Origin of the sequence: Teichococcus globiformis (genome assembly GCF_042646265.1) — a bacterium.
GTDB lineage: Bacteria > Pseudomonadota > Alphaproteobacteria > Acetobacterales > Acetobacteraceae > Pseudoroseomonas > Pseudoroseomonas globiformis.
Window position 1 is genome coordinate 132297 of sequence record NZ_JBHRTN010000008.1, and the last position, 24794, is coordinate 157090.

Sequence of the window (24794 nt, forward strand, 5' to 3'; positions counted from 1 at the left end):
CATGCGTCCACGCGAGATCATTGCGGCCATCGCAGTTTCGGGCGCGCTTCTCGGGCTTGCCGCCTGCGACAGCGCCAAGTCGGTCGATTCGAACACCGGCGCGACCCGCGCGGTTGACCGCGCCGCCGGCACCAACACCTCCGGCGCCTATCCGGCCCAGTCGGATGGCACCCGCGCCAACCCGGCCGGCACCGAGACGACCCGTGCGCTTGACCGCGCTGCCGGCACCAATACCTCCGGCGCTTACCCCACGCAGCGCGACGGCATGCCCGGCAACCCGCCCGGCACCGCCGCGACCCGTGCCTATGACCGCGCCACCGACTCCAATACGTCCGGCGCCTACCCGACGAACAATCGCCGCTGAACGAGAAGGCGGCAGCACGACCTACCAAGACCGGGTAAACAGATCAGGGGCGGGGGGACCATCATCCCCCCGCCCCTTTGGCGATCAACCGCACGGAACGATGGACAGGCGGTCCGGACCGCCTTTCCCGTCCAGCCTGGTGTCAGGCCCAGCCTCGGCCGGCGATCAGCGAGATCAGGAACAGCACGAGGAAGATGACGAACAGGATCTTGGCGATGCCGCTCGCCGCGGAGGCGATACCGGAAAAGCCGAGCACGCCGGCAACAAGGGCCACAACGAGGAAGATCAGGGTCCAGTACAGCATCGAAGCTCATCCTTGGGCTGGTGGGAGGCCGGAGGCCGGCGCGCGCCGGTCACGCCGGGCGCCCCTGACTGGCCCGGCCGGAGCCGCACGTCCCTGGATGCGATGGTTTCAAGGAACGGCCTCCCTGGATCGGACCGGCGGAAGTCGCCCCTGCCGGCGGTGCCCAAGCAACGCCGCGTTTCAGCCACAGGTTTCAGCCGATCGGAACCGTCGAGGCCACGGCCTGATAGGTGGCAATGGCCAGGGCCAGCGGCTCGAACGGTTTGGAGATGACGAAGGCAGGCTCGACCTGCTCAGCCGTCAACAGCCGCTCCGGATAGGCGGTGACAAAGATCACCGGCACCTTCAGCTCCTGCTGGATGCGGTTCACCGCGTTGATCCCGTCTCCGCCGGAGCCAAGGTTGACGTCGGCCAGGATCAGCCCTGGGTTCCGCTCCTGCGCCAGCTTCACCGCCTGCGCCTCCGTGGCAGCGACCCCAACCACGCGGTGGCCGCAATCCTCGACCAGCTGGCGCACATCCATGGCAATGATCGGCTCGTCCTCGATCACCAGGATGTCGGCGGCGGCAGCGTTGCGCAGCGTCTGCCGCGCCGCCGTCAGCTCCTCGCCGGCGATGTCGGCAGGCACGCCGGTGACGGTGGCGGCGTCGGCGATGCTGAGTTCCTCCAGCGCGGTCAGCAGCAGGAGCTGGCGGTGCCGGGGAGGCAGCACGGCACCGGTGGATGGCACAGCAGGCGCCGGCGCCAGGCGGGTCACCCCCGCGTAGAGGGCCAGGCGCGGAGGCAGGGCCGGCAGGCCGGCGCGCAGCGCATCGGCCACCAGCGCGTCCCCGGCCCGCTGGCTGCCGGTCAGCGCACGGGCATAGCGACGGGCGGGCGGCAGGCTGCGCAGCAATTCGGCCTGGGTAGCGGAATTCATATCATGGCCCTCGTCTCGGTCCTTGGTTCCAGCAAGCATGCTGGCAGGTGGTAGTGTCTAGGCAAAGCGATCCGCTCCGGAGCGGTCTGGCGAGAATGCTGCCGGACCTGCGCGCCTTCGCCCGCTTCCTGGCGCGTGACACGGCGGCGGCAGATGACCTCGTGCAGGAAGCGATTGTGCGCGCGCTTCGCGCCGAAGCCCAGTGGGACCCTGAGCGAGGCCCTGAAGGCGCGGCGGGGCCCGACCCGGAAGCCAGCTTGCGGGCCTGGATGTTCCGCATCCTCCGCAACGTGTTCCTGGAAACCATGCGCCGGCGCGGCACCGAGCGTCGCGCCATGGAGCAGATGCCCCTTCCCGATACGGCCCCACCCGCGGCGCAGGAGGCCCGCCACGCGGTTTCCGACCTGGCTCGCGCCCTGGCCCATCTGCCACTTGCCCAACGGGAGGCGCTGATCCTGGTCGGTGCTCATGGCCTATCACATGAGGAGGCCGCCCAGGTGTGCAACGTGCCCGTGGGCACGATGAAGGCACGCGTTGCCCGTGCACGCGCCGCGCTGGCCCGGCAGGTGGGCGATATGCCGGCAGAAGCGGAGCGATCGGACATGTCGTAAGGGGATGCGCGCATTGCGAATTCGAGCGGCGAAATGTTCCTGACGCAGCCACGGTTTCATGCATATAGAGCGATGCTGCACTGCTTTTTTTGCATATCTAGAATGCAACCGGTTTCTGCGCCCGTTCATTGGTCGGGTATGAAAAGCGAGAAGAGCACCATGAACAGCATCACCAAGACGGCCCCGGCAGTTCCTGACGCATCTCTCCCGAGCTTCCACGACCAGCTGGTCGCCCTGCTGCCCCGTCTGCGCGTTCAGGCTGTGTCGATGACGCGCAACCGTGCCGATGCCGATGATCTGGTGCAGGCCGCGGTCAGCAATGCCCTGGCGGCCCAGCATAGCTTCACTCCGGGCACCAACTTCGGCGCCTGGATGTTTCGCATCCTGCGCAACCGCTTCCTGTCCGACATTCGTCGCAAGCGCGACAATTGCGACATCGACAGCGCGCCTGCGGAAGCCCTCGCCCGTCCCGCCGCCCAGGAGGACAGCCTCGCGCTTCGCGAGCTGCGCCGCCGCCTGACCGACCTGCCGCCCGATCATCGCACCGCCCTGATGCTGGTGACCGTGCAGGGCATGTCCTACGAGGAAGCGGCAGAGGTGATGAACTGCGCCGTGGGCACTGCCAAGTGCCGCGTGTTCCGCGCCCGCCGCCAGCTGGAAGCCTGGCTGACCGGCGAGGAGCAGACCTCGCGTCGGACCAATCGCTCCAACGCCAAGCCGCAGCCTGGCGAAGCTTCCCGCCGCGCTGGTAAGGTGCGGACCGATCGCTCTGCGGGTGATGCTGCCGAGATGCGGGCATCGCATCCGGGGAGCTAATGGACGAGGCTGAGGATAAGCGCATGATGGCGGAACAGGCCATGCAGGCCAGCCATCCAGGGTCGGGGCGGGCGCGCAAGCGCACCCCCGATGCCGCCTTCGACGAATGGCTCCAGCGCGGCCTGCACGCGATGTATGACGACGTCGCTCAGGAGCCCATTCCGGATGAGCTGCTGCGACTGATCGACCAGGACAGGAACCGGGATCAAGACCCGTGATTCTGGTTCTGTGACGTCCGAGGCGGTCCGGCTTGGCAAGCCGGCGCCGCGGCCCCTGCTACGAGGTGGAAATCTGTTGCGGAGCGTCCGGGGACGGATGCTCCTGTTGCTGCTTGTCGCGAGCGTCCCCGTGGTCGGCATTGCCGGTGCCAATGCCGTCCTCAGCTACGAGGCCGAACTGGCAGCCGGTCGCCGAACGGCCGGAATCCTGAGCGACGTCGCCGCAGCACGGCATGGCACCGCCATCGGGACATTACAGCAGACCCTGGAAGGCTTGGCACGCGACAGCCGCATGCTTGATGCCTCGCCGGCCGCCTGTGAGGCGTTGCTGCGCTCCGTGGTCGCACTTTATCCCACCCGGTACCATGACTTCTGGGTGCTGGATGCCGAAGGGCGCGTCCGCTGCGGCGCCAGGCTCGGCGCACCGCTGGCTGGCGATACCGGGCCACCTGCTTATGGCCGCGGCGTTCTTCTGGCAAACGAACCGTATTTCCAGACCGTGATGCGGCAAAGCAAGTTCACGCTCACGCCGTTCCGACGGGGTTCCGCAACACCGCCGGTGATTATCGGCGCGGTGCCCGTGATGCGTGACGGCAAGCCGGAGGGCGTGGTCGCCGGCAGTCTTCTGCTGGATCACTTTGTCCGTATGGAGCAACAGGCGACCGCCTCTGCGCAAAGACAACGCGTCTGGCTCCTGGATCGGGATGGTTCCGCCCTTCCTCTCACCGCCGCCGGGCCGATCGAGCTGCCCGCGCCTGAATTGCTGCGGCGGCTGACCATGCCCGAGGCACCGGACGCCCTGGAGGTCCGGGCGCAGAACGGTGCCGAGTTCGCCTATGCGAATGCTCCGCTGGCTCCCGGTCTGCGGCTGCTGGTAGGGCTGCCGACCGGGGAGATGCGCCGCGCCGCCAACACGGTTCTGCTGCGCCGCGCACTGGAGTTGGCAGCGTTTCTGCTGGCCTGCCTGGTGGTGATCGTGGTGGGAGCCGATCTGGCTATCGCACGTCCGTTGCGCCTGCTGGCGGCGCGGGTGCGGAAATGGCGCCCTGGCGCGCCCTTCGGCGGCAAGCCGGCGCGCGGTGAGCCGGACGAGGTACGGGCCCTGGAACAGGCGGTGACCGAGGCGGCCGGCGCCATTGGCGCGCGGGAAGAGGAGCTGCGCGCGACGCTGCGGCAGCGCGACCTGCTGATGGCCGAGATCCATCACCGCGTGAAGAACAACCTGCAGATCGTCGCCTCGCTGCTGAACCTGCAGGCCGGCCGGCTGCGCGACGCCAAGGCGCGCGCCGAGTTCGCCACCGCGCGCGACCGGGTGCAGGCGCTGGCGACGCTGCACCGCCACCTCTACACCAACCAGACCTTCGAAGTGATCGCGCTGCGTCCCTTCCTGGAGGAGCTGGCCGAGCAGCTCTTCAACGCGCTTGGCGAGCAGCCGGGGCAACGCATCCACCTGGCGATCGAGGCGGACGAGCTGGAGATCGTGACGGACCAGGCCGTGTCCCTTGCGCTGCTGATCACCGAAACCGTCACCAACGCCATCAAGCACGGCTTTCCCGATGCACGCAGCGGAACCGTCAGCATCACCGTCCGAGCGGCACCGGCGGCGGATGGCGAAGGGCAAGAGGTGACGCTGCGGGTTCATGATGACGGATTGGGCCTGAAGCTGGATGACGAGGAAGCGGCGCAGGGGATCGGGCTGACGCTCATCCGCGGCTTCGCGGGGCATCTCGGCGGCGATATCGAGATCAGCAACGAACACGGCACGGAGCTGGTGGTGCGCTTTCCATTGCGTCGGCGCGAAGCCGATCCGGTGCTGGGAAGCGTTGCTGCCTGAGCCCGTATCGGGCGGGAAACCCCTAGCTTAACCTCGCGTTGGAACGCCACGACGAGAATGGGAGACATCCGCCGTATGCGTAAACTCTTCGCTGCCACCCTGCCGGCCTTGCTGATGGCCGCCTCACTGGCTGCTTGCAGCGAAGGCCCGGCTGAACGCGCGGGCAGGAACCTGGACAACGCCGGTTCGGCGATCCGGGACACGGTTGATCCGCCGCGCGGCCCGGTCGAGAAGGCTGGCCGCAGCATTGACCGCGCGCTGGACTGAACCGGCTCGGCCTGAACAAAACCGAGGAGAAGACACGATCATGAGCCGCTATTCATCCATTGACATGTCCTCGGTCGAGGACCGCATCGCCGATCTGCGCCGCAAGGTGGAATCGCTGATGAGCGAACAGGTGGCGCCGGCGATGAGCCGCGCTTCCGGCCGGGCCCAAGGCCTGGCGCATCAGGCCAGCGACCTGACCCGTCGCGAAGCCGATCAGGCGATGTCGCTGATTCGCGAGCGCCCCGTCGCCACCATCGCCGTTGCGGTGGGTGTGGGCTTCCTGCTCGCCAAGCTGCTGCGACGCTAAGCGGAGATGCGCGCGTTCCGTCTCGCCGCCGCCTCTCTGGAGGCGGAGCGCGTTCTCCTCGGTCTGCGGGCGAGGCGCACGGCGCTGCGCGTGGCGTTCGGGGTGATTGCGGCCATCTTTGTCTGCGCGACCCTCGCCATGGCGCATCTGCTGGCATGGATCTGGCTGGCGGATTGGGCGCCGCTTCACAGGGCATTGCTGTTGTTCGGTGTTGATCTTGGGTTGGCTCTGATCCTGGGCCTGCTGGCCATGCGCGATACACCGGGCCCACAGGAAATCGAAGCTCGGGTGCTGCGCGACACCGCATTTACCCAGGCCCGCAGCAGCCTTTCGGTACTGCCCATTCTGGGTGCCGCCATCAGCTCGCCGCTGATGGGCACCGCGCTGGCCTTGTTCCGCCGGCGCCGGTAGCCTCAGCCGAGCAGACGCCGCAAAAGGGCGATCAGCTGGCGCCGTTCCTCCCTGTCGAGGGGCGCCAGCAACTGCTCATTGGCTCTCCGACCCTGCTCCATCGCCTCCGCCAGCACCGTCTCGCCTTCCGGCGTCAGGGACAGTACGACCGTACGCCGGTCCAGCGGGTCACGAGCCGCCTGCACCAATCCGCGGTCGCGTAGGCGCGCAACAACACCCTGTATGGTTGCAGGATCGAGCGCCACGGCGCGGCCAAGGGCGTTTTGCGTCGCCTGGCCTAGTTCCCCGAGCTTGAGCAGCGTGGCGAACTGGGTGGATGTCAGACCTCCCACCGCCCCCCGGTCCTGAAACAATGCCGCATGGCGCTGGTGCGCGCGGCGCAACAGGTGCCCAACCGACTGATCCAGGCTGTAGCCGATCGGCATCGCGGCCGGTCCGTCATCGGGCCGGATGGCATCGGCAAGCAGGGTCAGGTCAGGCTCGGCTTGAATGGGCTGCACCCCGGCTGGTGAGAAAACCGGCCACAGCATCCTGTTCCCGTCCGGGGGCGTCAACTGCCCAAACCGGATGGACGAAACGCGGAAGACCCAGTTCCTCCGGGTCCGGCGCAGCTCAGCCCTGCACCAGACGGAGCACAAAGCCACCCAGGGTGATCAGACCCAGGGCGGCGGTCAGAACGGCAGCGCGGTCGGCATGCCACATCAGGCGCTCCGCCAGGATCGCGGAAAGCTGCCGCCTTCCATCATGGCTGCGCAGCATCCGCGCTCCTTCACCCGCGGTAGCGGCGAGGCGGCGCCAGACAAAGCTCTGCCGGGGGTCGCGGTGCGGCGCGCCCAGGGCTGCGCCCCACAGACCGAGCCACACGGCCGCCATGGCGAAAGCGCCGCTTTGCAAGGCCAGAAGCGGGCGCCCAGCCAGGCCCGCCATCAGAAGCGCAATGCCAAGGCCGATGGCGCCGAGAACACGGCGAATCGAGTGGTCAGCCAGAGCGCGGAGCATGTCCATCCAGAAGGCCCCCTTATCCTCTCCATGCTGACGCCACCCGCGCGAAGACGCCAGTTGCTTTTCACCGCGGCAGGGTCGCAGCGACTTATTTTCGTCATCACGCCACAGGCCTGGCGCAGGCATGACCGGCTTCGCACCGCTCACGGTGCCAACGACCACGGCCAGGCACCGTTGCCTCCGCGCTTCCGCATATGGGTATCGCTGGCGCACCATCCAGGCACTGCCAGCCTGACCTGCGGGATCATGGCGCGGAATTGCGACAGGCTCACGCTTGGATGGCGGCTCAACACCCTGAATCCTGTTGCGCGGCGCGGAGCAGGTCTGATCAATAATGTGCTGTTACCCGGCGTAACATCCAACAAACGCACGCCGGCAGCATCCGTCACCCGCGTGGCCAAGCACGCGGCAGGTCAACACAGGAACCGGCGAACGGCGCAGGCCGTGCCGGAGCGGGGGGAACAGTTCGTCCGATGGCCGCATCCATGCCAAAAAACAATGCCGCGAACCGGCCCATGACGAAGGAGGAACGGAAAGTCATCATCGCCTCCTCCCTCGGCACCGTGTTCGAGTGGTACGATTTCTATCTCTACGGGTCTCTCGCCACGGTGATCGCGGCGCAGTTCTTCACCGTGCTGGGCGCCGATGGGCGGCCCATCTTCGACGAGACCACCCGCAACATCTTCGCCCTGCTGGCCTTTGCCGCGGGGTTCCTGGTGCGGCCCTTCGGTGCGCTGGTCTTCGGCCGGCTGGGCGATCTGGTCGGGCGGAAGTACACCTTCCTGATCACCATCGTGATCATGGGCGCTTCCACCTTCATCGTCGGCATCCTGCCGACCGCGCAGAGCATCGGCATCGCCGCGCCCATCATCCTGATCGTGCTGCGCTGCCTCCAGGGCCTGGCGCTGGGCGGCGAGTATGGCGGCGCCGCCACCTACGTGGCCGAGCACGCCCCGCAAGGGCGGCGTGGTTTCTACACCTCCTTCATCCAGGTCACGGCGACGGGTGGGCTGTTCCTGTCGCTGATCGTCATTCTCGGCACCCAGACCCTGACCGGCGCCGATGGCTTCCGCGAATGGGGCTGGCGCATCCCCTTCCTGGTGTCGATCGTTCTGCTGGGCATTTCCGTCTGGATCCGCATGCAGATGGAGGAAAGCCCGGCCTTCAAGAAAATGAAGGAGGAGGGCACGCACTCCAAGGCTCCGCTGACCGAGGCCTTCGGCCAGTGGAAGAACGCCAAGGTGGCAATCCTGGCGCTGTTCGGCCTGGTCGCCGGGCAGGCGGTGGTCTGGTACACGGGCCAGTTCTACGCGCTGTTCTTCCTGGGCTCGGTGCTGAAGGTGGACAGCTACAGCGCCAACCTGCTGATCGCCTGGGGGCTGTTGCTGGGCTCAGGCGGCTTCATCTTCTTCGGCTGGCTGTCGGACAAGATTGGCCGCAAGCCGATCATCCTGGGCGGTTGCCTCATCGCGGCGCTGACCTATTTTCCCCTGTTCAAGCTGATGAGCGCCGAGGCCAACCCGGCCCTGCACGCGGCGCACCAGAACATCGCCGTGGTGGTCCGCGCCGATCCCGCGGATTGTTCCTTCCAGTTCAACCCTGTCGGCACGGCGCGCTTCACCAACAGCTGCGACATCGCCAAATCGGCGCTGGCGCGCCTGTCCGTGCAATATCATGTGGAGGATGCGCCGGCGGGCAGCGTGGCCCAGGTGTCCATCAACAACGCCGCCACGCTGAACGCCAATGATCCCAACTTTGCCCAGGCGCTTGGTGCCGCGGTGACGGCGGCGGGCTACCCGGCGGCCTCGAACCCTTCGGTCGTCCGGCTTGCCCATCCCTTCGACATCTTCCGCGAGCAATCGGGGGTGCTGGTGCTCGTGCTGGCGCTGCTGGTGATCTACGTCACCATGGTCTACGGACCGATCGCCGCGGCGCTGGTGGAGCTGTTCCCGACCCGTATCCGCTACACCTCCATGTCACTGCCCTACCATATCGGCAATGGCTGGTTCGGTGGCCTGCTGCCCGCAACCTCGTTCGCCATGATCGCGCAGACCGGCGACGTGTATTACGGCCTCTGGTACCCCGTGGTCATCGCGCTGGCGACCGTGGTGATCGGCACCTTCTTCGTGCCGGAAACCAAGGACCGCGACATCTTCGCGGAAGACGTGGCGGACCCTGCCCGGAAAAAGCCTGACCCGTTGCGCGCCCGCGTCTGACGCCTAACCTCTGGGCCGGGATGGGAGCACCCCATCCCGGCCCTTTGCCGTCCAAACGGCGGCCAAGAAAGCACCAACAGGCAGGGAGGCCCGCATGCCGCAAGGCTACGACGCCACAATGGCGCAATGGCACGGCGATCCGGAAGGATACTGGCGCGAGGCGGCGCGGGGCATCGACTGGTCCACGCCACCAACGCGCATCTTCGATGCCGGATCGGGCCCTTATGGACGCTGGTTCCCCGATGCCCGACTGAATATCTGCCACAATGCGGTGGACCGGCATGTGGCCGCCGGTCGCGGCGCCCAGGCCGCCCTGATCTGGGACAGCCCCGTCACGGACAGCCGGCGTGCCATCACTTACGCCGCGTTGCAGGACCAAGTGGCCCGCCTGGCCGGCGCCTTGGCCGAGCGTGGCGTGGCAAGGGCGGACCGGGTCATCCTCTACATGCCCATGGTGCCCGAGGCGGTGGTCGCCATGCTGGCCTGCGCGCGGCTCGGTGCCGTCCATTCCGTAGTGTTCGGTGGCTTCGCGGCGGCGGAGCTGTCGGCCCGCATCGCCGATGCCGAGCCGAAGCTGGTGATCGCCGCCTCCTGCGGCATCGAAGGCTCGCGGCTGGTCAAGTACAAGCCGCTGCTGGATGCGGCGCTCGACCTGTCGCCGCACAAGCCCGATGGGTGCCTGATCCTGCAGCGCGACGCCTGGCGCTGCGATCTGACGCCCGGGCGCGACGAGGATCTGCTGCAGGCGATGGAGGCCGCCGCGCCACACCCTTGCGTCGATGTCGCGGCCACCGACCCGCTCTACATCCTCTACACCAGCGGCACCACCGGCAAGCCCAAGGGCGTGCTGCGCGATACCGGCGGCTACGCCGTGGCGCTGCACCGCTCCATGCGGCTGCTCTACGGGCTGGAAGCCGGCGACGTGTCCTGGACTGCCAGCGATGTCGGCTGGGTGGTGGGACATTCCTACATCGCCTACGGCCCCCTGCTCGCCGGCTGCACCAGCGTCGTCTACGAAGGCAAGCCGGTCGGCACGCCGGATGCCGGCGCCTTCTGGCGCGTCTGCGCGGAGCACGGCGTCAAGGTGCTGTTCACCGCCCCCACCGCGCTGCGCGCCATCAAGAAGGAAGACCCAGAAGGACGGCTTCTGGCCCGCCACGATCTTTCCAAGCTGGAGGCCCTGTTCCTCGCCGGGGAACGCTGCGACCCTGACACGGTGCTGTGGGCCGGCAGGCTGCTGGACCGGCCGGTGATCGACCATTGGTGGCAGACCGAAACGGGCTGGTGCATCACCGGCAATTTTCGCGGACCCGGCCTGTTCCCCATGCGCCCCGGCTCCGGCGGAAAGCCGGCCCCGGGCTATGACGTGCAGGCGCTGGACGATGCGGGGCGACCGGCGGCACCGGGCGAGACCGGCACGCTCGCCATCCGCCTGCCGCTGCCCCCGGGCTGCGCGCCCACCCTGTTCCGCAACGATGCGCGCTTCTGCCAAGCCTATCTCGACACGTTTCCAGGCTTCTACAACACCGGCGATGCCGGCACCGTGGACGCCGAGGGTTATGTCTGGGTGATGTCGCGCACGGACGACATCATCAACACGGCCGGGCACCGGCTTTCCACCGGCCAGATGGAGGAAGTTCTCGCCAGCCACCGGGATGTGGCGGAGTGCGCGGTGGTGGGCGTCCGGGACGCGTTGAAGGGCCAGGTGCCGCTCGGCCTCGTGGTGCTGAAATCCGGTGTGGAGCGTGACGAGGGCGAGTTGCAGGCCGAACTGGTGGCATTGGTGCGGGATCGCATCGGTCCGGTCGCCGCCTTCCGCACGGCGCGGGTCGTGCCACGCCTGCCCAAGACACGCTCCGGCAAGATCCTGCGCGCCACCCTGAGAAAGCTTGCCGATGGCGAAAGCCCGGCCGTGCCGCCCACCATCGACGACCCTATGATCCTGGAGGAGATCGGGGCGGTGCTGGGCCGATAAGGGCCCGGCCGCCGCCTCAGCCCGGCGGCACCAGCACCACCTTCAGCCCCCCGAAGGCGGAGCGTTCCAGCCGCATGGCACCGCCTCCGGCCTCGGCCAGGTCCCGCGTGATGGCGAGGCCGAAGCCGGTGCCGGGGCGGCTCTCATCCCAGCGGCGGCCACGCGCGATATGCTCGGCCTGCGCCGCGCTCATGCCCGGCCCGTCATCCTCCACCACCAGCGCATCTCCCTCGGCGCCGAGGCGGACATGGGCCGCCGCCCATTTGCGCGCATTGTCGAGCACGTTGCCCAGCATCTCCGTCAGGTCGCCTTCGTCGGCGGCGAAGGTGAAGCCCTCGGGCACGGCCAAGCTCCAATGAAGCGTCCGGTCCGCCGGCAGCCGGCGCAGCACGCCGCAAAGCTTTTCCGCCACGGGACGCACCCTGGTCCCTCGACGCCGCAGACCCCCCGTCGCGCTGGCGCGCGCGCGGGCCAGGGCGCGGTCCACCTGCCGCGTCATGGCCAGCACCTGCTCCTCGATCCCGTCGGCAGCGGCGGCATCGCCCGAGCCGCGCAGCCGGCGGGCCAGGGTGCCGAGAACCGCCAACGGCGTCTTCAGCCCATGCGCCATGTCGCCGGCCTGCATGCGCGCGCGCTCCATCGCCGCCTCCTGCTGCGTCACGAGTCGGTTCAGCGCATCGACCACAGGCCGCACCTCGCGCGGCACTTCGCCGGAAAGAGTGGCGCGGTGGCCCTCGCGCACATCCCGCAGCCCGTCATGCAGGGCCCGGAAGGGCAGCATGGCACGATGCACGAAGGCCGCCATGGCGAGGATCAGCAGGAGCCCGAGCGCCGCCAGCGACGGCACCAGAAAGGACAGGAAGCTCACGCGGCTGGCCTGCATGTCGCGCCGGTCTATGGCCACAACGATGTCGAAACGCCGCTCGGTGTCGCGCCGGCCGAGCTCCACGGTCCGGGCCACGCCCAGAAGGCGGCTCTGTCCAGGCCCTTCGAGCTTGATCACATGGCGCGCCTCGCCGGCGATCTGCGGCACCGCGAGGGTGCTGTCCCAGAGCGAGCGGGACCGCAGCACCACGCCCGGCGCGCCGCCGATCTGCCAGTACAGCCCGCCATAAGCGACGGTCAGGCGGGGATCGGCCGGTTCCTGTTGCAGCAGGATCGATCCATCGGGCAGCGGCTCGATCTGCGCCGCGAGGAACTTCGCCGTGCGATCCAGATCCTCCACCGCGCGCTGCTCCATCACGCGGTCGACGATCAGCACAAGCCCTGCCCCACCCAGCAGCAGCGCCAGCGAGATCAGACCAGCCGCCGCGACCGACAGCCGCAGGCGCAGCGAGCCGCGCTCAATCCATCGCGATGACATAGCCATGCCCGCGGCGGGTTTCGACAAGCCCACCGCCGAGCTTGCGCCGCAACCGCACCACCAGCGCTTCCACAGCGTTGGTTTCGCGATCGGCCTCGCCGTCGTAAAGGTGATCGAGCAGTTCGCCCGCCGGCACGGCACGGCCGCGATGGTGCAGCAGGTAGGCGAGAAGCCTGTATTCCAGCGCGGTCAGGTTCAGCGCGCGCCCATGCAGGCTGACGGTGCGGCTTCGCGTGTCCAGTTCCAGGGCGCCGGTGGAGAGCACCGGGGTGGCATGGCCCGCAGCCCGCCGCATGATGGCGCGCAGCCGTGCCAGCAACTCTTCCATGCGGAAGGGCTTGGGCAGGTAGTCGTCGGCACCGGCATCGATGCCCTCGACCCTCTCGCGCCAGCCGTCGCGCGCCGTCAGGATCAGCACTGGCAGGACTGAGCCGCCGGCTCGCAGGCGCTTCAACAAGGTCAGCCCATCCAGCCCGGGCAGGCCGAGATCCAGCACCAGCGCGTCGTAGGCCTCGACCTCCGCGTGGAACAGCGCGTCCTCGCCATCGCCCGCCAGATCCACGGCGTAGCCGGCCTGCGACAGGCTGTCGCGCAGGTCCTGCGCGATGTGCGGCTCGTCCTCCGCCACCAGGATGCGCATCGGTCAGTCAATCTCCAGCACGCGCAGCGTCCGCGCATCGATCTCGATCTCGCGGCGGCGGCCGCGCTCGGTCAGCACCTTGATCTCGTAGATCCACATGCCGTCGTCGCGATCCAGCTCAACGCCCACGATGTCGCCGGGCACGGCGCGGCGCGCCACGGCCAGCACTTCCTCCAGCGGCCGGATCTCGCCGCGCTGCAAGGCTTGTCGGGCGCAGTCCTGCTCGTTGCGGCAGCCGCGCGGCACAGGATGCTCGTCCGCCATGGCGGGGGCAGCCAGCGCAAACAGCAGCAGCAGGGCACGAGGCGGCATCATGGCACCAGCATACCGGCGGCTGGCTGACATTGCGCTGACAAAGCCTGTCAGGCTGGCAAGGGAGCGGGCATGCCAGAAGGGGGGGGCATCGCAACGCTTCATGGAGAGCACCATGCGCCTCACCGCCATCGCCACTGTTATCGCCCTTGCCGCCGCAGCCGGCTCCGTGGCAACCGCGGGCGCCGCTCGCGCGGATGACCTGCGCTGCGCACCGGTCGAGCGGAGCCAGTGGATGGGCATCGAGCAGGTGATCAGCCGCGCCCAGCAGCTCGGCTACACCACGGAAGAGGTGGAGCGCGACGATGGCTGCTGGGAGGTCAAGGCCCGCGACCGCAACGGCTTGCGCGTGAAGTTCAAGATGCACCCCACAACGGGTGAGCTGGTGACGCGCGAGAACTCCGCGCGCCGCTGAGCAGCGGTCAGCTCAGCTGAAGCGCCAACGAGATGCTGAGCAGCACCGTCCAGCTGACGATGAACACCATCGGCACCAGCTGAAAGAACATCATGCTGCGGTGCTCGGGTTCCGGGCGCTCATAGTTGTTGACGAGCACCGCATGACGCCACATCGCCCGTGTGAGGGGCGCATCTGCCACCATCACCTCACGCTGGCGAACATTCCACTCGGCGATGATTGTCAGGCTGGTGCGGATGCCGGGACGGGAAATCACCGCCAGGATGATGCCGATCACGGCCAGCGTTGTTGGCACCAGCAGGGTGAAGAACGGCCCCCAATCGGTGTTGACGTTGCTCATGGCCGTGGTGAAGGCAATGGTCAGAAAGGCTTCCGCGCCGATCAATGCATTTGCCCGGTTGTGCAGGAGGCCCATCTCGAAGCGGATTTCCTCGCGCACAAAGGAAAGCCTTCGCAGGGCATCGATGTCGTATTCGTTGCAGAGTTGCGGCCGGTCTTGCATGTGTGCCGCTCCGTGGTGATCTGCCGCCATAGACGCGGCGCGGCCCACGCCGGTTGCCATGATCCAGCGGGAAGCGGCTATGCGGTGCGCGCATCGCCGCCCCGGACCGTCAGCGCACCCGGTTCTCCACCAGCTCCTCGACCACGGTCGGATCGGCCAGGGTCGAGGTGTCGCCCAGGCTATCGGTCTCGTCGGCCGCAATCTTGCGCAGGATGCGGCGCATGATCTTGCCCGAGCGTGTCTTGGGCAGGCCCGGTGCCCACTGGATGGCGTCGGGGGAGGCGATCGGGCCGATCTCCTTGCGGACCCATGCCACCAGCTCCTTCTTCAGCGCGTCGGTTGGCTCCTCGCCGGCATTCAGCGTCACGTAGGCATAGATGCCCTGGCCCTTCAGCGCGTGCGGCATGCCGACCACGGCCGCCTCGGCTACCTTGGGATGAGCGACAAGGGCGCTCTCGATCTCGGCCGTGCCCATGCGGTGTCCGGACACGTTCAGCACATCGTCGACCCGGCCGGTGATCCAGTAGTAGCCATCCTCGTCGCGCCGCGCCCCGTCCCCCGAGAAGTATTTTCCTGGGAAGGTCGAGAAATAGGTCTGGATGAAGCGCTCATGGTCGCCGTACACGCTGCGCATCATGCCGGGCCAGGCATCGAGCATGACGAGGTTGCCGTCCGTCGCTCCGTCCAGGATGTTGCCTTCGCCGTCAACCAGCGCGGGAAGCACCCCAGGCAGCGGCAGCGTCGCGGAGCCGGGCTTCAGGTCCACGGCACCCGGCAGGGGCGAGATCAGGATGCCGCCGGTCTCGGTCTGCCACCAAGTGTCCACGACCGGGCAGCGCTCATCGCCAACCACGCGGTAGTACCAGAGCCAGGCTTCCGGGTTGATCGGCTCGCCGACCGAGCCGAGCACGCGCAGGGATTGCCGCGACCACTTCTTCACCGGCGCCTCGCCTTCCCGCATCAGGGCGCGGATGGCGGTGGGGGCAGTGTAGAAGATGTTGACCTTGTGCTTGTCCACCACCTGCCAGCAGCGGTCGATGCCCGGGTAGTTCGGAACGCCCTCGAACATCAGCGTGGTGGCGCCGTTGGCCAGCGGGCCGTAGACGATGTAGCTGTGGCCGGTCACCCACCCCACATCGGCGGTGCACCAGTAGACTTCACCCGGGCGATAGTCGAACACGTGCTGGTGCGTGAAGCTGGCCCAGACCATGTAGCCGCCGGTGGTGTGCAGCACGCCCTTTGGCTTTCCGGTGGAGCCGGAGGTGTAGAGAATGAAGAGCGGATCCTCGGCGTTCATCGGCTCCGGCGCGCAATCGGCCTCGGCCGCGTCGGACAGGGTGTGCCACCAGTTGTCACGCCCTTCCTGCATCGGCACGTCGTTGCCGGTATTGCGCACCACGACGACGTGCTGGATGGACGGGCAGGATTTCAGAGCCTCGTCGGCGTTGGTCTTGAGCGGCGTCACGCGCCCGCCGCGCCGTCCCTGATCGGCGGTGATCAGCAGCGTGCTGCCGCTTTCCTGGATGCGCGTTGCCAGGCTGTCGGGGGAGAAGCCGCCGAACACGATGGAATGCACTGCACCGATGCGGGCGCAGGCCAGCATCGCCACCGCCGCCTCGACGATCATGGGCAGGTACAGCGTGACGCGGTCGCCCTTCTTCACGCCGAGCGAGCGCAGCGCATTGGCCATGCGGCAGACGCGCTGATGCAGTTCCCGGTAAGTGAGCTTGGCATCGCTGTTCGGGTCATCGCCTTCCCAGATGATGGCCACTTGGTCGCCACGCTCGGGCAGGTGCTTGTCGAGGCAGGAGACGGAGGCGTTCAGCACCCCGTCCTCGAACCATTTGATGGACACATCGCCTTCGAAGGAGGTGTTCTTGATCCTGGTCGGCGGAGTCATCCAGGCGATGCGCTTCGCCTCCTCCCGCCAGAATCCTTCCGGGTCGCGCGCCGCCTGCTCGACCATGGCGGCACGCCGCTTCGCATCGATCCCGGCCTGTGCCGCCAGCTCGGGCTTCACGGGGATTACGCTGTGATCCGTCATTCGCACTCCTCCCGGGGGCGCAAGCAGAATGGCCGCCCCCGTTTTGCGCCATTGGGCCTCCGGGGCCCCATCTCCGTCAAGCCACGCGCAGCGTGGGGGTTTTGGAACCGTCAGGCCCGCGCCTTGCCTCGCAGGCACCGATTTGCGAGGTTCCGGCCATGCCAAAATCCTCGCCTCTTCCCGTGGACCTCGCCCTGCAGGGTGGCGGCGCGCACGGCGCCTTCACCTGGGGCGTGCTTGATCGCATCCTTGAGGAAGACAGGCTCGTCATTGACGGGATTTCCGGCACCTCGGCCGGGGCGATGAATGCAGCCGTGCTGGTGTCAGCCCATGCCCGGGGCGGCGCTGCGGCGGCGCGCGAGGCGCTGGAGCAGTTCTGGCGCCGGGTTTCGGACGCGGCACGGATCAGCCCCTTCCGGCGCAGCCCGCTCGACATCCTGCTCGGGCGCTGGACGCTTGATCATTCGCCCTTCTTCATTGGCATGGATCTTCTGGCCCGGATCCTTTCACCGTACGACCTCAATCCGCGCGGCACCAACCCGCTGACCGCGATCCTGGAAGAAAGCGTCGATTTCGACCGGTTGCGCTCGTCCTCCATCCGGCTCTTCGTCACCGCGACGGAGGTGCGGACCGGCCAGGGCCGCGTGTTCCGCAACGCCGATATCACCGTGGCCACGCTGCTCGCCTCCGCCTGCCTGCCCACGCTGTTCCAGGCGGTGGAAATCGATGGCGTGGCCTATTGGGATGGCGGCTATTCCGGCAACCCGACCATCACGCCGCTGGTGCGCGAATGCGACTCACGCGACACCATCCTGGTGCAGATCAACCCGGTCGAACGGCCGAGCACGCCGCGTGCCGCGCGCGAGATCCTGAGCCGCGTCAACGAAATTTCCTTCAACGCCCCGCTGCTAAAGGAACTGCGCATGATCGCCTTGCTGCGGCAGGTGGCCCAGCCAGGCGATTGCGAGGGTGCTCGCTGGGCCAGGATGCGCATCCACCGCATCAGCAGCGACAACATGGCCGAGCTCGGCTACTCGTCCAAGCTGAACGCCGAATGGCCCTTTCTGACCATGCTGCGGGACGCGGGGCGGGAGGCGGCGACGCGCTTCCTCACCACGCATGCGGCCGATCTTGGCCACCGCTCGACGCTGGACCTTGACCAGCTGCTGGACCTCCGCTGAACAGCGGAATGGAGGCGGTCCGGAGTTCAGGCTCCCGCATCCGCCGGCACCCAGATGGTGCCTTCCGCGTCGATGCGCGCGGGCACGGCCTCCAGGCTATCGCCCGCACAGGGGCCGGTGAGGCAGAACCCGTCCTCCACGCGAAAAGTCGCGCCATGCACGGCGCACAGGATGCGCCGCCCCGCCCCATCCAGGAAGCGGTCGGGCATCATTTCCAGCGGCACCCCGATATGCGGGCAGGAATTGACATAAACAAACACCGCCTCCCCCCGCCGCACCGCCAGCAGCCCCATGAAGCCACCTGGCGGTCCGGCGAAGCCACGAGCCTTGCCATCCGGGATCTCCTCCAGGCGGCAAAGCGAACGTTCATCGGTCATGGAGCGGCTTTCAGGATCAGGAGCAAGGCCGCCGGCTTTCCCACACGATGGTCAGGGCAGCCAGCGTGGATGGCGCTCCCCGCATCTTGATCAGCGGGTCGGCACCCTGGTTAAGCCTCGGTTCACCGCGAGGGCGCAGATTGTGGATCCGGCATGGACAAGGATCAAGCAATGCGGCGCATCGTCTGGAACGGGCTGACCCTGGCGGCGCTGCTGCTGGCGGCCGCCCCCGCCACTGCCCAGCCGCGTGGCGAGTATGGCTATTCCTATGGCCAGTATCTCGGCCTGACGGAGCGTCAAGGCGGCACCCTTCGCCATTACGATGCCTGGGGCACCTATGAGGGGCGGTCGCAGCGTTCGGCCGGCGGGCAGGTGCTGCGGCATTACGATGCCGACGGCCGCTATCTGGGCCGGGAGGACATCAACCGGGATTTCCGCCGTCGCCGCCCGGGCGAGCCCGCCTGGGGCCCGAACGACCAGCCCGCCAACCAGGGCACCGGGGTGCAGATCTATCTCGACCCCGGCGCCCTGCAGCCGCCGCCGGAGATGCGCCCCGAATTTCCGTCCAACCGCGGCACCCCCTGGTTCAATGACCGAGGCCGGCGCTGAGGCTCAGCCTTTCCATCCGCCCAGGCGGCACAACACTTCCCAGTGCTCAAGGGAAATGGGCATGACCGAGAGCCGCGATTGCCGCACCAGGGCGATGCCATCCAGCCTGGGCTCCAGCTTGATGGCGGACAGCGGCACCGGACGCGGAACTGGCCCTACGGCGCGCATGTCGGTGCAGACCCAGCGGGGGGCCTTGCCTTCCGGCACCTCTTCGGTCGGGTCGGGATAAGCCTCGCGCGCCACCTCGACCACGCCGACGATCTCCTTGCCCAGGTTGGAATGGTAGAAGAAGGCGAGATCCCCCTTCCTCATGGCCTTGAGGTGGCTGGCCGCCTGGGCGTTGCGCACGCCGGTCCAGGGCTCGACCTTGTTCGCCACCTGCTGGTCCCAGGAAAACGCGTCGGGCTCGCTTTTGACCAGCCAGTGGCGCATCAGGCAATCCGCGCGCCGCCGGAGAAGACCTGCCGGAAGGGGCGGATGCTCACCTTGGCGAACAGCCCGGCCTTGGCATAGGGATCGCCGGCAGCGAAGGCCTCGGCCGCCGCCTGGTCGGCCACGTCCACCAGCAGCAGGCTGCCGCACGGCTTGCCCTCGGCGTCCAGCACCGGCCCGCCCTGCAGAATGGCAGCCACCTGGCTGTCCAGGTACTCCAGGTGGGTGGGGCGAGTCGCCATACGAAGGTCCAGCGAATCCGGCTTGTCCTCGCACTGGATGGCAAACAGCATATGGTTATTCCCCCTGGATGTGGCGGCGCCCTTGCGCTGCGCGACTGTGGAATGACGTAACCGGGCGAGGCGACGGCTTCAATCCTGCGGCCGCTGGCTCTAGTTTGCGCCGTGTGAGCACCCCTGCCCCCTCTTCGCGCCCGCTCGCCCCCGTGCCCGCCCGCCCGGGGAGCCTGCACCGCTTCGCCAATCCAGGCCGCTTTCTGCGCCTGACCGACCGTCTGCTGCCGCCGCTCTGGGCCTTTGCCCTGCTGGTGACGGGGGCCGGCGCCGCATGGGCGCTGTTCTTCTCGCCGCCCGACTGGCAGCAGGGCGAGACGGTGCGCATCATGTATGTGCATGTTCCGATGGCCTGGCTGGCCATGGCCGGCTATGCGGGACTCGCCATCGCCTCGCTCCTGTCGCTGGTCTGGCGCCACCCGCTGGCCGATATCGCGGCGCGCGAGCTGTCCCCGGCCGGCGCCATGGTCACGGCGCTCTGCCTTGCCACGGGCAGCCTGTGGGGCAAGCCGATGTGGGGCACCTGGTGGGCCTGGGATGCGCGGATGACCTCCGTGCTGGTGCTGTTCTTCCTCTGGATCGGCCATGCCGCCCTGGTGCGCGCCTTCGACGAAGAAGAGCGCGGCGCCCGCGCCGGGGCAATCCTGGCGCTGATCGGCGCGGTCAACCTGCCGGTCATCAAATGGTCGGTGGACTGGTTCAACACGCTGCACCAATCCGCCTCGGTGACCCGGATCGGCGCACCGGGCATGCATATGGACATGCTCTACCCGCTCCTCACCTGTGCGATGGGCTTCTCGCTGCTGTTTGCCGCGCTGGTGCTGGCCCGCGTGCGGGCGGGGGTGATGGAGCGGCGGCTGCGGCAGGCTCAGCTGGCCCAGGCCCGTGGGCAGGAGAGCGCGGCATGAGCCTGCACTGGTGGCACGTCGCGGCCGCCTGGGCCTTGGCGGCGCTGGGGTTCGGCATCATGGCGGCCATGGCCGCCCGGCGGCACACGGCGGCGAAACGGCGGGTCGCCCTGTTGGGATCGCGGAACAGTATGCGAGAGAGGAGGCGGGATTGAAGCTCTCGCGCAAGAAGCGGCGGCTGTGGATCGTCGTGCTGGCGGGGCTCGGCCTCGGCACAGCCACGGCCCTCGCCCTCACCGCCTTCCAGGACAATCTGGTGTTCTTCCTGGCACCGAGCGATGTGGCCAGCAAGAACCCCGGCCCCGAGCGCGCCTTCCGCCTGGGCGGGCTGGTGGAAGCCGGATCGGTGATCCGGGACCGCACGCCCGAGGGCAAGCCCGAGGCGCGCTTCCGCGTCACCGACGGGCCGGCCACCATCCCCGTCAGCTATGTCGGCGTGCTGCCGGACCTGTTCCGTGAAGGGCAGGGCGTGGTGACGCTGGGCAAGCTCGGCGCAGACGGCCAGTTCCGGGCCAGCGAGGTGCTGGCGCGGCACGACGAGACCTACATGCCGCCCGAGGTGGCCGACGCGCTGAAGCGCACCGGCCATTGGGACCCGCAGAAGGGCGCCCCTCCGCCGGCAGCGTCCTGGAACACCATGCAGCCCGAGGCGGGGCGGACAGGCGGATGATCGGAGAATTCGGGCATTTCGCCCTGGCCCTGGCGCTGGCTCTGGCCGTGGCGCAAACCGTGCTGCCGCTCTGGGGTGCCGCGCGCAGCGACGGGCGGATGATGGCCGCCGCGGCTCCGCTGGCGGTGGGCCACATGCTGGCCTGCGCCGCGTCCTTCGGCGCGTTGCTCTATGTGTTCGCGGTGAACGACACCAGCGTGATCAACGTGGTGCAGAACAGCCACTCGGCCAAGCCGATGCTCTACAAACTGTCCGGGGCCTGGGGGAACCATGAGGGCTCGATGGTCCTCTGGGTGCTGATCCTCGCCCTTTGCGGCGGCGCCGTGGCCGGCTTCGGGCGGGAACTGCCGACAGCGCTGAAGGCGCGGGTGCTGGGCGTGCTGGGGCTGGTGGCGGTCGGCTTCCTGGTTTTCATCATCGCCACCTCCAACCCTTTCGGCCGCGTCTGGCCGCCGGCGCCGGATGGCGAGGGGCTGAACCCGCTGCTGCAGGACCCCGGCCTCGCCTTCCACCCGCCACTGCTCTACCTCGGCTATGTCGGCTTCGCGGTCACCTTCGCCTTTGCCGTCGCCGCCCTGCTGGAGGGGCGGGTCGACGCTGCCTGGGGCCGCTGGGTGCGCCCCTGGGCGTTGACCGCCTGGGCCTTCCTGACGCTGGGCATCGCGCTCGGCTCCTGGTGGGCGTATTACGAGCTCGGCTGGGGCGGCTACTGGTTCTGGGATCCGGTGGAGAATGCCTCCCTCCTGCCCTGGTTGGCCGGCACCGCCCTGCTGCATTCCGCCGTGGTGGTGGAGAAGCGGGAGGCCCTGAAGGTCTGGACCGTTTTGCTGGCGCTGCTGGCCTTTGGCTTCTCCCTGCTGGGCACCTTTCTGGTGCGCTCGGGTGTGCTGAACTCGGTGCATTCCTTTGCCAACGACCCGGAGCGCGGCGTTTTCATCCTGGGGCTGCTGGCCTTCTATATCGGCGGTGCCTTCGCCTTGTTCGCCTGGCGGGCGCCTTCCATGGTGCCGACCGGCGTGTTCCAGCCGCTTTCACGGGAAGGTGGCCTGGTGCTGAACAACCTGCTGCTCTGCTCGGCAACGGCGGTGGTGTTGACCGGCACGTTGTGGCCGATGTTCGCCGACCTGCTCTTCGGGCAGAAGATCTCGGTCGGCCCGCCCTTCTTCAACACCGCCATCCTGCCGCTCGCCGTGCCGCTGGTTCTGGCCATGGCGGCCGGCCCTCTGCTGCCGTGGAAGCGCGCACGCCTTTTTCCCGTGCTGCAGCGGTTGTGGTGGGCCGCACTGGGTGCCGCCGCCGCGCTGCTGCTGTGCCTGGCCTTCGCCGGCTGGCGCGTCGGCCCGGCACTGGGGTTCGGCGCCGCGCTGTGGCTGATCCTGGGGGCGATGGCCGATATCCTCGATCGTATCGCCCTGTTCCGCCGGCCCGCCGCCGCATGGTCGCGCATGCGGGGCCTGCCGCGCGCCGCCTGGGGCGCGGCGTTGGCCCATGCCGGGCTGGGCGTGACCATTCTGGGGATCGCGGGCATGGGTCTGGCCACGGAAAGCCTTTCCTCCGTGCGGCCCGGGCAAAGCGTTGCCCTGTCTGGCTATCAGTGGCGCCTGGACAAGGTGGAGGACGCGATCGGACCGAATTGGACTGCCCGGCGCGCCACCGTGACCGTCACCCGGAACGGGCGCCATGTCGCCGTGCTGACACCGGAACGACGCTTCTTTCCCGTGGGCCGGACCACCACCACCGAAGCCGCCATCGCCACCGGCCTGGGCGGCGACCTCTACGCTGTGCTGGGCGAGGAGCAGGATGGTGCCGCAGTGCTGCGCCTGCACCGGAACGTCCTGGCGCCCTGGATCTGGCTCGGCGCCGCGATCATGGCGCTGGGCGGGGCGATCTCCCTGACCGACCGGCGAGTGCGCGTAGCCGCGCCCGCCGCCAAGGCGGCTTCCGCGGCGGTGAAGGCATGAACTCCCGCCGTCTCCTCGTGCTGGCGCCGCTCGGCCTTGCCGCAGCGGGGGCAGCCGGCTTCTACGGCATGCTGCGTGGCATGCGCACCGGCGACTACGACCCGCGCGGCGTGCCCTCTGTGCTAGTCGGCAAGACTGCGCCGGATTTCGTCCTTCCGCCGGTGGACGGCACCGGCAAGCCCGGCTTCGCCACCGCCGACCTGCGCGACCTTCCCGGTCCGATCCTGGTGAATTACTGGGCGAGCTGGTGCGTGCCCTGCATCGTTGAGCACCCCCAGCTGATGCACCTGGCGCGGGAAGGGGTGCCGGTCTGGGGCATCAACTACAAGGACCGCGCCAAGGACGCCGCCACTTTTCTGGCACGGCACGGCGATCCCTTCGCGAGGCTGGCAGCGGACGAGCCCGGCCGTGTAGCCATCGACTGGGGCGTCTATGGCGTGCCGGAAACCTATTTCATCGACCGGCAGGGCATCATCCGCTGGCGCTGGGCCGGCCCCATCACGGCAGATGTGCTGGAACACGACATTCGCCCGCTGCTCAGGCGCTACGGCTGATGCGGGCGCGCCTCCATCCCCTGGCTCTTGCTTTCTGGCTCGCTTTCGCAGGCGCGGCGCTGGCGGTGGGCCTCCCCTCCGAGATGCTGCCCGATCCGGCCCAGGAGCAACGGGCGCGCGCCATCGGCCGCGAGCTCCGCTGTCTGGTCTGCCAGAACGAATCGATCGAGGAAAGTCAGGCCGACCTTGCCCGCGACCTGCGCCGCATCGTGCGCGAGCGCGTCACGGTGGGCGACAGCGATGGCCAGGTGGTGGATTACCTCCATGCCCGCTACGGCGACTTCGTGCTGTTGCGGCCGCCCTTCAACTGGGGCACGGCGCTGCTGTGGGGCACGCCGCTGATCGCGCTCGGCAGCGGGCTCGCCGCCATTCTGCTGCTGCGCCGCCGCGTCACGCCTGAGCCCGATCCGCTCTCGCCGGAGGAGCGCGCCCGCCTCGCCGCGCTGGAGAAAGACCTGTCCTGATGATCTGGGTCCTGTTTCTGGCGCTGGCGGCGCTGGTTCTGGCGCCGCTCGGCTTCGCGCTGTTCCGCCCCGCCCGCACCACCGGCCGTGCCGAAGCCGACCTCGCCCTGTACCGCGCGCAGCTGGCCGAACTCGACCGCGAGCGCGCCGCCGGCCGGCTGGAAGAAGCGGCGCACCGTGCCGCGACGGTGGAGGTGCAGCGCCGGCTGCTCGCCGCCCCCGAGCGCGGAGTCGAAGGAAAGCAGGGAGGTGGTGCGGCGATCCTGGCGGCCTCGGTGTTCCTGATCCCCGCCCTGGGACTGGGCCTGTACCTATGGGGTGGTCATCCGGGCATCCCGGCCGCTCCGCTGGTGGAACGGCAGGAAGCGGCGGCACGGGACGATGCCCTGCTGGGTCAACTCCGCGCACGGCTTGAACAGACGTCCCCCGGCACCGAGGCTTATCGTCAGGGCTGGATCCTGCTGGGCAATGCGGAGCGCGGCCGAGGCCGGCTCGATGCCGCCGCCCAAGCCTGGGACCGTGCCCTGGCGAGCCGCTTCGATCCCGCCCTGGCCGCCGAGATGGCCGATTTGCGCATCCAGCAGGGCGAAACCGACGCGGCCTCCGCCTTGCTGGCGCGCGCGCTGCAGCAAGACCCCGCCGATCCGCGCCTGCGCTACCTTACCGGGCTGGCCGAGGCGCGGGCCGGGCGCAATGCCAATGCCCGCAGCACTTGGCGGGCGCTGCTGGCGGAAAGTCCACAGGACGCTCCCTGGCGCGCCCTGCTGGAGCGCCAGTTGCAGGATCTGCCCTGACGCCCCGCATAGCTCGGATCACGGCCAGCCG

The 24794-nt window shown here is 68.5% G+C and carries 32 protein-coding genes; 20 read left to right on the forward strand and 12 right to left on the reverse strand.

Annotation, left to right across the window (positions count from 1 at the left end):
* The first annotated feature begins 1 nt into the window (after position 1).
* Complete coding sequence (locus ACFOD4_RS07880; protein WP_379595397.1) at positions 2–364, forward strand: hypothetical protein; 363 nt, start codon at positions 2–4, stop codon at positions 362–364.
* 142 nt (positions 365–506) lie between these two features.
* Here the strand turns inward: ACFOD4_RS07880 and ACFOD4_RS07885 are convergent, their stop codons facing one another.
* Together ACFOD4_RS07885 and ACFOD4_RS07890 are read right to left on the reverse strand one after the other, a co-directional pair.
* The gene (locus tag ACFOD4_RS07885) at positions 507–668 is read right to left on the reverse strand and encodes a DUF1328 domain-containing protein (protein ID WP_379595398.1); all 162 of its coding nucleotides are present in this window, start codon (positions 666–668) and stop codon (positions 507–509) included.
* 193 nt (positions 669–861) lie between these two features.
* Positions 862–1587, reverse strand: a complete 726-nt coding sequence (locus ACFOD4_RS07890; protein WP_379595399.1) for a PhyR family response regulator anti-anti-sigma factor — start codon at positions 1585–1587, stop codon at positions 862–864.
* A 95-nt stretch (positions 1588–1682) separates the two neighbouring features.
* Between ACFOD4_RS07890 and ACFOD4_RS07895 the strand changes: the two genes are divergently transcribed.
* From ACFOD4_RS07895 to ACFOD4_RS07925, 7 genes are all read left to right on the forward strand, one after another.
* Complete coding sequence (locus ACFOD4_RS07895; RefSeq protein WP_379595400.1) at positions 1683–2198, forward strand: sigma-70 family RNA polymerase sigma factor; 516 nt, start codon at positions 1683–1685, stop codon at positions 2196–2198.
* Positions 2199–2357: 159 nt separating this feature from the next.
* Entirely contained in the window at positions 2358–3014 is a 657-nt protein-coding gene (locus ACFOD4_RS07900; protein ID WP_379595401.1) for a sigma-70 family RNA polymerase sigma factor, read from the forward strand.
* Between the two features lie 26 nt (positions 3015–3040).
* Positions 3041–3232, forward strand: coding sequence for a NepR family anti-sigma factor (locus ACFOD4_RS07905; RefSeq protein ID WP_379595402.1), 192 nt, complete (start codon positions 3041–3043; stop codon positions 3230–3232).
* Positions 3233–3338: 106 nt separating this feature from the next.
* Positions 3339–5066 (forward strand): sensor histidine kinase, encoded by a 1728-nt coding sequence (locus ACFOD4_RS07910; RefSeq protein ID WP_379595403.1) that lies wholly within the window; start codon positions 3339–3341, stop codon positions 5064–5066.
* Between the two features lie 57 nt (positions 5067–5123).
* On the forward strand, positions 5124–5333 hold the full coding sequence (locus tag ACFOD4_RS07915) for a hypothetical protein (RefSeq protein WP_379595404.1): 210 nt from the start codon (positions 5124–5126) through the stop codon (positions 5331–5333).
* Positions 5334–5373: 40 nt separating this feature from the next.
* Complete coding sequence (locus tag ACFOD4_RS07920; protein ID WP_379595405.1) at positions 5374–5640, forward strand: hypothetical protein; 267 nt, start codon at positions 5374–5376, stop codon at positions 5638–5640.
* 6 nt (positions 5641–5646) lie between these two features.
* Positions 5647–6051 (forward strand): hypothetical protein, encoded by a 405-nt coding sequence (locus ACFOD4_RS07925; protein ID WP_379595406.1) that lies wholly within the window; start codon positions 5647–5649, stop codon positions 6049–6051.
* Between the two features lie 2 nt (positions 6052–6053).
* Here ACFOD4_RS07925 and ACFOD4_RS07930 read toward each other — a convergent pair whose 3' ends face one another.
* Positions 6054–6581, reverse strand: coding sequence for a MarR family winged helix-turn-helix transcriptional regulator (locus ACFOD4_RS07930; RefSeq protein WP_379595407.1), 528 nt, complete (start codon positions 6579–6581; stop codon positions 6054–6056).
* Between the two features lie 82 nt (positions 6582–6663).
* The gene (locus tag ACFOD4_RS07935; RefSeq protein ID WP_379595408.1) at positions 6664–7056 is read right to left on the reverse strand and encodes a hypothetical protein; all 393 of its coding nucleotides are present in this window, start codon (positions 7054–7056) and stop codon (positions 6664–6666) included.
* 512 nt (positions 7057–7568) lie between these two features.
* Between ACFOD4_RS07935 and ACFOD4_RS07940 the strand changes: the two genes are divergently transcribed.
* Both ACFOD4_RS07940 and ACFOD4_RS07945 read left to right on the forward strand, forming a co-directional pair.
* Entirely contained in the window at positions 7569–9269 is a 1701-nt protein-coding gene (locus tag ACFOD4_RS07940) for an MFS transporter (RefSeq protein WP_379595409.1), read from the forward strand.
* 94 nt (positions 9270–9363) lie between these two features.
* Complete coding sequence (locus ACFOD4_RS07945) at positions 9364–11244, forward strand: AMP-binding protein (RefSeq protein ID WP_379595410.1); 1881 nt, start codon at positions 9364–9366, stop codon at positions 11242–11244.
* 16 nt (positions 11245–11260) lie between these two features.
* On the opposite strand, the gene ACFOD4_RS07950 is transcribed toward ACFOD4_RS07945, so the two are convergent.
* Genes ACFOD4_RS07950 through ACFOD4_RS07960 form a run of 3 tightly spaced genes read right to left on the reverse strand, consistent with a single transcriptional unit; the run spans position 11261 to position 13676 of the window.
* Positions 11261–12613, reverse strand: coding sequence for an ATP-binding protein (locus tag ACFOD4_RS07950; RefSeq protein WP_379595411.1), 1353 nt, complete (start codon positions 12611–12613; stop codon positions 11261–11263).
* On the reverse strand, positions 12588–13247 hold the full coding sequence (locus ACFOD4_RS07955) for a response regulator transcription factor (RefSeq protein WP_379595412.1): 660 nt from the start codon (positions 13245–13247) through the stop codon (positions 12588–12590). Before ACFOD4_RS07955 ends, ACFOD4_RS07950 begins: the two co-directional genes overlap by 26 nt.
* 3 nt (positions 13248–13250) lie before the next feature.
* On the reverse strand, positions 13251–13676 hold the full coding sequence (locus ACFOD4_RS07960; protein WP_379595413.1) for a PepSY domain-containing protein: 426 nt from the start codon (positions 13674–13676) through the stop codon (positions 13251–13253).
* On the opposite strand from ACFOD4_RS07960, the gene ACFOD4_RS07965 reads away from it, so the two are divergent.
* Complete coding sequence (locus tag ACFOD4_RS07965) at positions 13675–13974, forward strand: PepSY domain-containing protein (protein WP_379595414.1); 300 nt, start codon at positions 13675–13677, stop codon at positions 13972–13974. The two genes, ACFOD4_RS07960 and ACFOD4_RS07965, sit on opposite strands and share 2 nt — an antisense overlap.
* A gap of 7 nt (positions 13975–13981) precedes the next feature.
* Here the strand turns inward: ACFOD4_RS07965 and ACFOD4_RS07970 are convergent, their stop codons facing one another.
* Complete coding sequence (locus tag ACFOD4_RS07970; protein WP_379595415.1) at positions 13982–14476, reverse strand: hypothetical protein; 495 nt, start codon at positions 14474–14476, stop codon at positions 13982–13984.
* Positions 14477–14585: 109 nt separating this feature from the next.
* On the reverse strand, positions 14586–16520 hold the full coding sequence (acs, locus tag ACFOD4_RS07975) for an acetate--CoA ligase (RefSeq protein WP_379595416.1): 1935 nt from the start codon (positions 16518–16520) through the stop codon (positions 14586–14588).
* A 158-nt stretch (positions 16521–16678) separates the two neighbouring features.
* Between acs and ACFOD4_RS07980 the strand changes: the two genes are divergently transcribed.
* The gene (locus ACFOD4_RS07980; RefSeq protein WP_379595417.1) at positions 16679–17701 is read left to right on the forward strand and encodes a patatin-like phospholipase family protein; all 1023 of its coding nucleotides are present in this window, start codon (positions 16679–16681) and stop codon (positions 17699–17701) included.
* 26 nt (positions 17702–17727) lie between these two features.
* Here ACFOD4_RS07980 and ACFOD4_RS07985 read toward each other — a convergent pair whose 3' ends face one another.
* Positions 17728–18078, reverse strand: coding sequence for a Rieske (2Fe-2S) protein (locus ACFOD4_RS07985; protein ID WP_379595418.1), 351 nt, complete (start codon positions 18076–18078; stop codon positions 17728–17730).
* A 153-nt stretch (positions 18079–18231) separates the two neighbouring features.
* Here ACFOD4_RS07985 and ACFOD4_RS07990 point away from each other — a divergent pair, with 153 nt between their 5' ends.
* Positions 18232–18687 (forward strand): hypothetical protein, encoded by a 456-nt coding sequence (locus ACFOD4_RS07990; RefSeq protein ID WP_379595419.1) that lies wholly within the window; start codon positions 18232–18234, stop codon positions 18685–18687.
* Between the two features lie 3 nt (positions 18688–18690).
* Here ACFOD4_RS07990 and ACFOD4_RS07995 read toward each other — a convergent pair whose 3' ends face one another.
* Together ACFOD4_RS07995 and ACFOD4_RS08000 are read right to left on the reverse strand one after the other, a co-directional pair.
* Positions 18691–19119 (reverse strand): EVE domain-containing protein, encoded by a 429-nt coding sequence (locus ACFOD4_RS07995; RefSeq protein ID WP_379595420.1) that lies wholly within the window; start codon positions 19117–19119, stop codon positions 18691–18693.
* Positions 19119–19412 (reverse strand): YciI family protein, encoded by a 294-nt coding sequence (locus tag ACFOD4_RS08000; RefSeq protein WP_379595421.1) that lies wholly within the window; start codon positions 19410–19412, stop codon positions 19119–19121. The genes ACFOD4_RS07995 and ACFOD4_RS08000 overlap by 1 nt, the downstream gene beginning before the upstream one ends.
* A 113-nt stretch (positions 19413–19525) precedes the next feature.
* On the opposite strand from ACFOD4_RS08000, the gene ACFOD4_RS08005 reads away from it, so the two are divergent.
* From ACFOD4_RS08005 to ccmI, 7 genes are read left to right on the forward strand one after another with little or no spacing between them, the layout of a single operon-like run.
* Positions 19526–20320 (forward strand): heme ABC transporter permease, encoded by a 795-nt coding sequence (locus tag ACFOD4_RS08005; RefSeq protein ID WP_379595422.1) that lies wholly within the window; start codon positions 19526–19528, stop codon positions 20318–20320.
* Positions 20317–20475 (forward strand): hypothetical protein, encoded by a 159-nt coding sequence (locus ACFOD4_RS08010; RefSeq protein ID WP_379595423.1) that lies wholly within the window; start codon positions 20317–20319, stop codon positions 20473–20475. The genes ACFOD4_RS08005 and ACFOD4_RS08010 overlap by 4 nt, the downstream gene beginning before the upstream one ends.
* Positions 20472–20990 carry a cytochrome c maturation protein CcmE gene (ccmE, locus tag ACFOD4_RS08015; protein WP_379595424.1) on the forward strand — a complete coding sequence of 173 codons (519 nt, stop codon included), beginning with the start codon at positions 20472–20474 and terminating at the stop codon, positions 20988–20990. The genes ACFOD4_RS08010 and ccmE overlap by 4 nt, the downstream gene beginning before the upstream one ends.
* Entirely contained in the window at positions 20987–22951 is a 1965-nt protein-coding gene (locus ACFOD4_RS08020; RefSeq protein WP_379595425.1) for a heme lyase CcmF/NrfE family subunit, read from the forward strand. Before ccmE ends, ACFOD4_RS08020 begins: the two co-directional genes overlap by 4 nt.
* Entirely contained in the window at positions 22948–23505 is a 558-nt protein-coding gene (locus ACFOD4_RS08025; protein ID WP_379595426.1) for a DsbE family thiol:disulfide interchange protein, read from the forward strand. The genes ACFOD4_RS08020 and ACFOD4_RS08025 overlap by 4 nt, the downstream gene beginning before the upstream one ends.
* On the forward strand, positions 23505–23969 hold the full coding sequence (locus ACFOD4_RS08030) for a cytochrome c-type biogenesis protein (RefSeq protein ID WP_379595427.1): 465 nt from the start codon (positions 23505–23507) through the stop codon (positions 23967–23969). The genes ACFOD4_RS08025 and ACFOD4_RS08030 overlap by 1 nt, the downstream gene beginning before the upstream one ends.
* Positions 23969–24763 (forward strand): c-type cytochrome biogenesis protein CcmI, encoded by a 795-nt coding sequence (ccmI, locus tag ACFOD4_RS08035; RefSeq protein ID WP_379595428.1) that lies wholly within the window; start codon positions 23969–23971, stop codon positions 24761–24763. The genes ACFOD4_RS08030 and ccmI overlap by 1 nt, the downstream gene beginning before the upstream one ends.
* Positions 24764–24794 lie beyond the last annotated feature (31 nt).

What these genes read in the sequence shown, in the direction of transcription:
- ACFOD4_RS07950 (WP_379595411.1), bottom strand. Translation starts at nt 12,613, where the DNA reads ATGGCTATGTCATCGCGATGGATTGAGCGCGGCTCGCTGCGCCTGCGG.
- ACFOD4_RS07945 (WP_379595410.1), top strand. Translation starts at nt 9,364, where the DNA reads ATGCCGCAAGGCTACGACGCCACAATGGCGCAATGGCACGGCGATCCG.
- ACFOD4_RS07995 (WP_379595420.1), bottom strand. Translation starts at nt 19,119, where the DNA reads ATGCGCCACTGGCTGGTCAAAAGCGAGCCCGACGCGTTTTCCTGGGAC.
- ACFOD4_RS07985 (WP_379595418.1), bottom strand. Translation starts at nt 18,078, where the DNA reads ATGACCGATGAACGTTCGCTTTGCCGCCTGGAGGAGATCCCGGATGGC.
- ACFOD4_RS07885 (WP_379595398.1), bottom strand. Translation starts at nt 668, where the DNA reads ATGCTGTACTGGACCCTGATCTTCCTCGTTGTGGCCCTTGTTGCCGGC.
- ACFOD4_RS08010 (WP_379595423.1), top strand. Translation starts at nt 20,317, where the DNA reads ATGAGCCTGCACTGGTGGCACGTCGCGGCCGCCTGGGCCTTGGCGGCG.
- ACFOD4_RS07915 (WP_379595404.1), top strand. Translation starts at nt 5,124, where the DNA reads ATGGGAGACATCCGCCGTATGCGTAAACTCTTCGCTGCCACCCTGCCG.
- ACFOD4_RS08020 (WP_379595425.1), top strand. Translation starts at nt 20,987, where the DNA reads ATGATCGGAGAATTCGGGCATTTCGCCCTGGCCCTGGCGCTGGCTCTG.
- ACFOD4_RS07960 (WP_379595413.1), bottom strand. Translation starts at nt 13,676, where the DNA reads ATGGTGCTCTCCATGAAGCGTTGCGATGCCCCCCCCTTCTGGCATGCC.
- ACFOD4_RS07920 (WP_379595405.1), top strand. Translation starts at nt 5,374, where the DNA reads ATGAGCCGCTATTCATCCATTGACATGTCCTCGGTCGAGGACCGCATC.
- ACFOD4_RS08000 (WP_379595421.1), bottom strand. Translation starts at nt 19,412, where the DNA reads ATGCTGTTTGCCATCCAGTGCGAGGACAAGCCGGATTCGCTGGACCTT.
- ACFOD4_RS07890 (WP_379595399.1), bottom strand. Translation starts at nt 1,587, where the DNA reads ATGAATTCCGCTACCCAGGCCGAATTGCTGCGCAGCCTGCCGCCCGCC.
- ACFOD4_RS08030 (WP_379595427.1), top strand. Translation starts at nt 23,505, where the DNA reads ATGCGGGCGCGCCTCCATCCCCTGGCTCTTGCTTTCTGGCTCGCTTTC.
- ACFOD4_RS07955 (WP_379595412.1), bottom strand. Translation starts at nt 13,247, where the DNA reads ATGCGCATCCTGGTGGCGGAGGACGAGCCGCACATCGCGCAGGACCTG.
- ACFOD4_RS07935 (WP_379595408.1), bottom strand. Translation starts at nt 7,056, where the DNA reads ATGGACATGCTCCGCGCTCTGGCTGACCACTCGATTCGCCGTGTTCTC.
- ACFOD4_RS07905 (WP_379595402.1), top strand. Translation starts at nt 3,041, where the DNA reads ATGGCGGAACAGGCCATGCAGGCCAGCCATCCAGGGTCGGGGCGGGCG.
- ACFOD4_RS07980 (WP_379595417.1), top strand. Translation starts at nt 16,679, where the DNA reads ATGCCAAAATCCTCGCCTCTTCCCGTGGACCTCGCCCTGCAGGGTGGC.
- ACFOD4_RS07965 (WP_379595414.1), top strand. Translation starts at nt 13,675, where the DNA reads ATGCGCCTCACCGCCATCGCCACTGTTATCGCCCTTGCCGCCGCAGCC.
- ACFOD4_RS07880 (WP_379595397.1), top strand. Translation starts at nt 2, where the DNA reads ATGCGTCCACGCGAGATCATTGCGGCCATCGCAGTTTCGGGCGCGCTT.
- ACFOD4_RS07895 (WP_379595400.1), top strand. Translation starts at nt 1,683, where the DNA reads ATGCTGCCGGACCTGCGCGCCTTCGCCCGCTTCCTGGCGCGTGACACG.
- ACFOD4_RS07940 (WP_379595409.1), top strand. Translation starts at nt 7,569, where the DNA reads ATGACGAAGGAGGAACGGAAAGTCATCATCGCCTCCTCCCTCGGCACC.
- ACFOD4_RS07970 (WP_379595415.1), bottom strand. Translation starts at nt 14,476, where the DNA reads ATGCAAGACCGGCCGCAACTCTGCAACGAATACGACATCGATGCCCTG.
- ACFOD4_RS08025 (WP_379595426.1), top strand. Translation starts at nt 22,948, where the DNA reads ATGAACTCCCGCCGTCTCCTCGTGCTGGCGCCGCTCGGCCTTGCCGCA.
- ACFOD4_RS07925 (WP_379595406.1), top strand. Translation starts at nt 5,647, where the DNA reads ATGCGCGCGTTCCGTCTCGCCGCCGCCTCTCTGGAGGCGGAGCGCGTT.
- ACFOD4_RS07930 (WP_379595407.1), bottom strand. Translation starts at nt 6,581, where the DNA reads ATGCTGTGGCCGGTTTTCTCACCAGCCGGGGTGCAGCCCATTCAAGCC.
- ACFOD4_RS07900 (WP_379595401.1), top strand. Translation starts at nt 2,358, where the DNA reads ATGAACAGCATCACCAAGACGGCCCCGGCAGTTCCTGACGCATCTCTC.
- acs (WP_379595416.1), bottom strand. Translation starts at nt 16,520, where the DNA reads ATGACGGATCACAGCGTAATCCCCGTGAAGCCCGAGCTGGCGGCACAG.
- ACFOD4_RS07990 (WP_379595419.1), top strand. Translation starts at nt 18,232, where the DNA reads ATGGACAAGGATCAAGCAATGCGGCGCATCGTCTGGAACGGGCTGACC.
- ccmI (WP_379595428.1), top strand. Translation starts at nt 23,969, where the DNA reads ATGATCTGGGTCCTGTTTCTGGCGCTGGCGGCGCTGGTTCTGGCGCCG.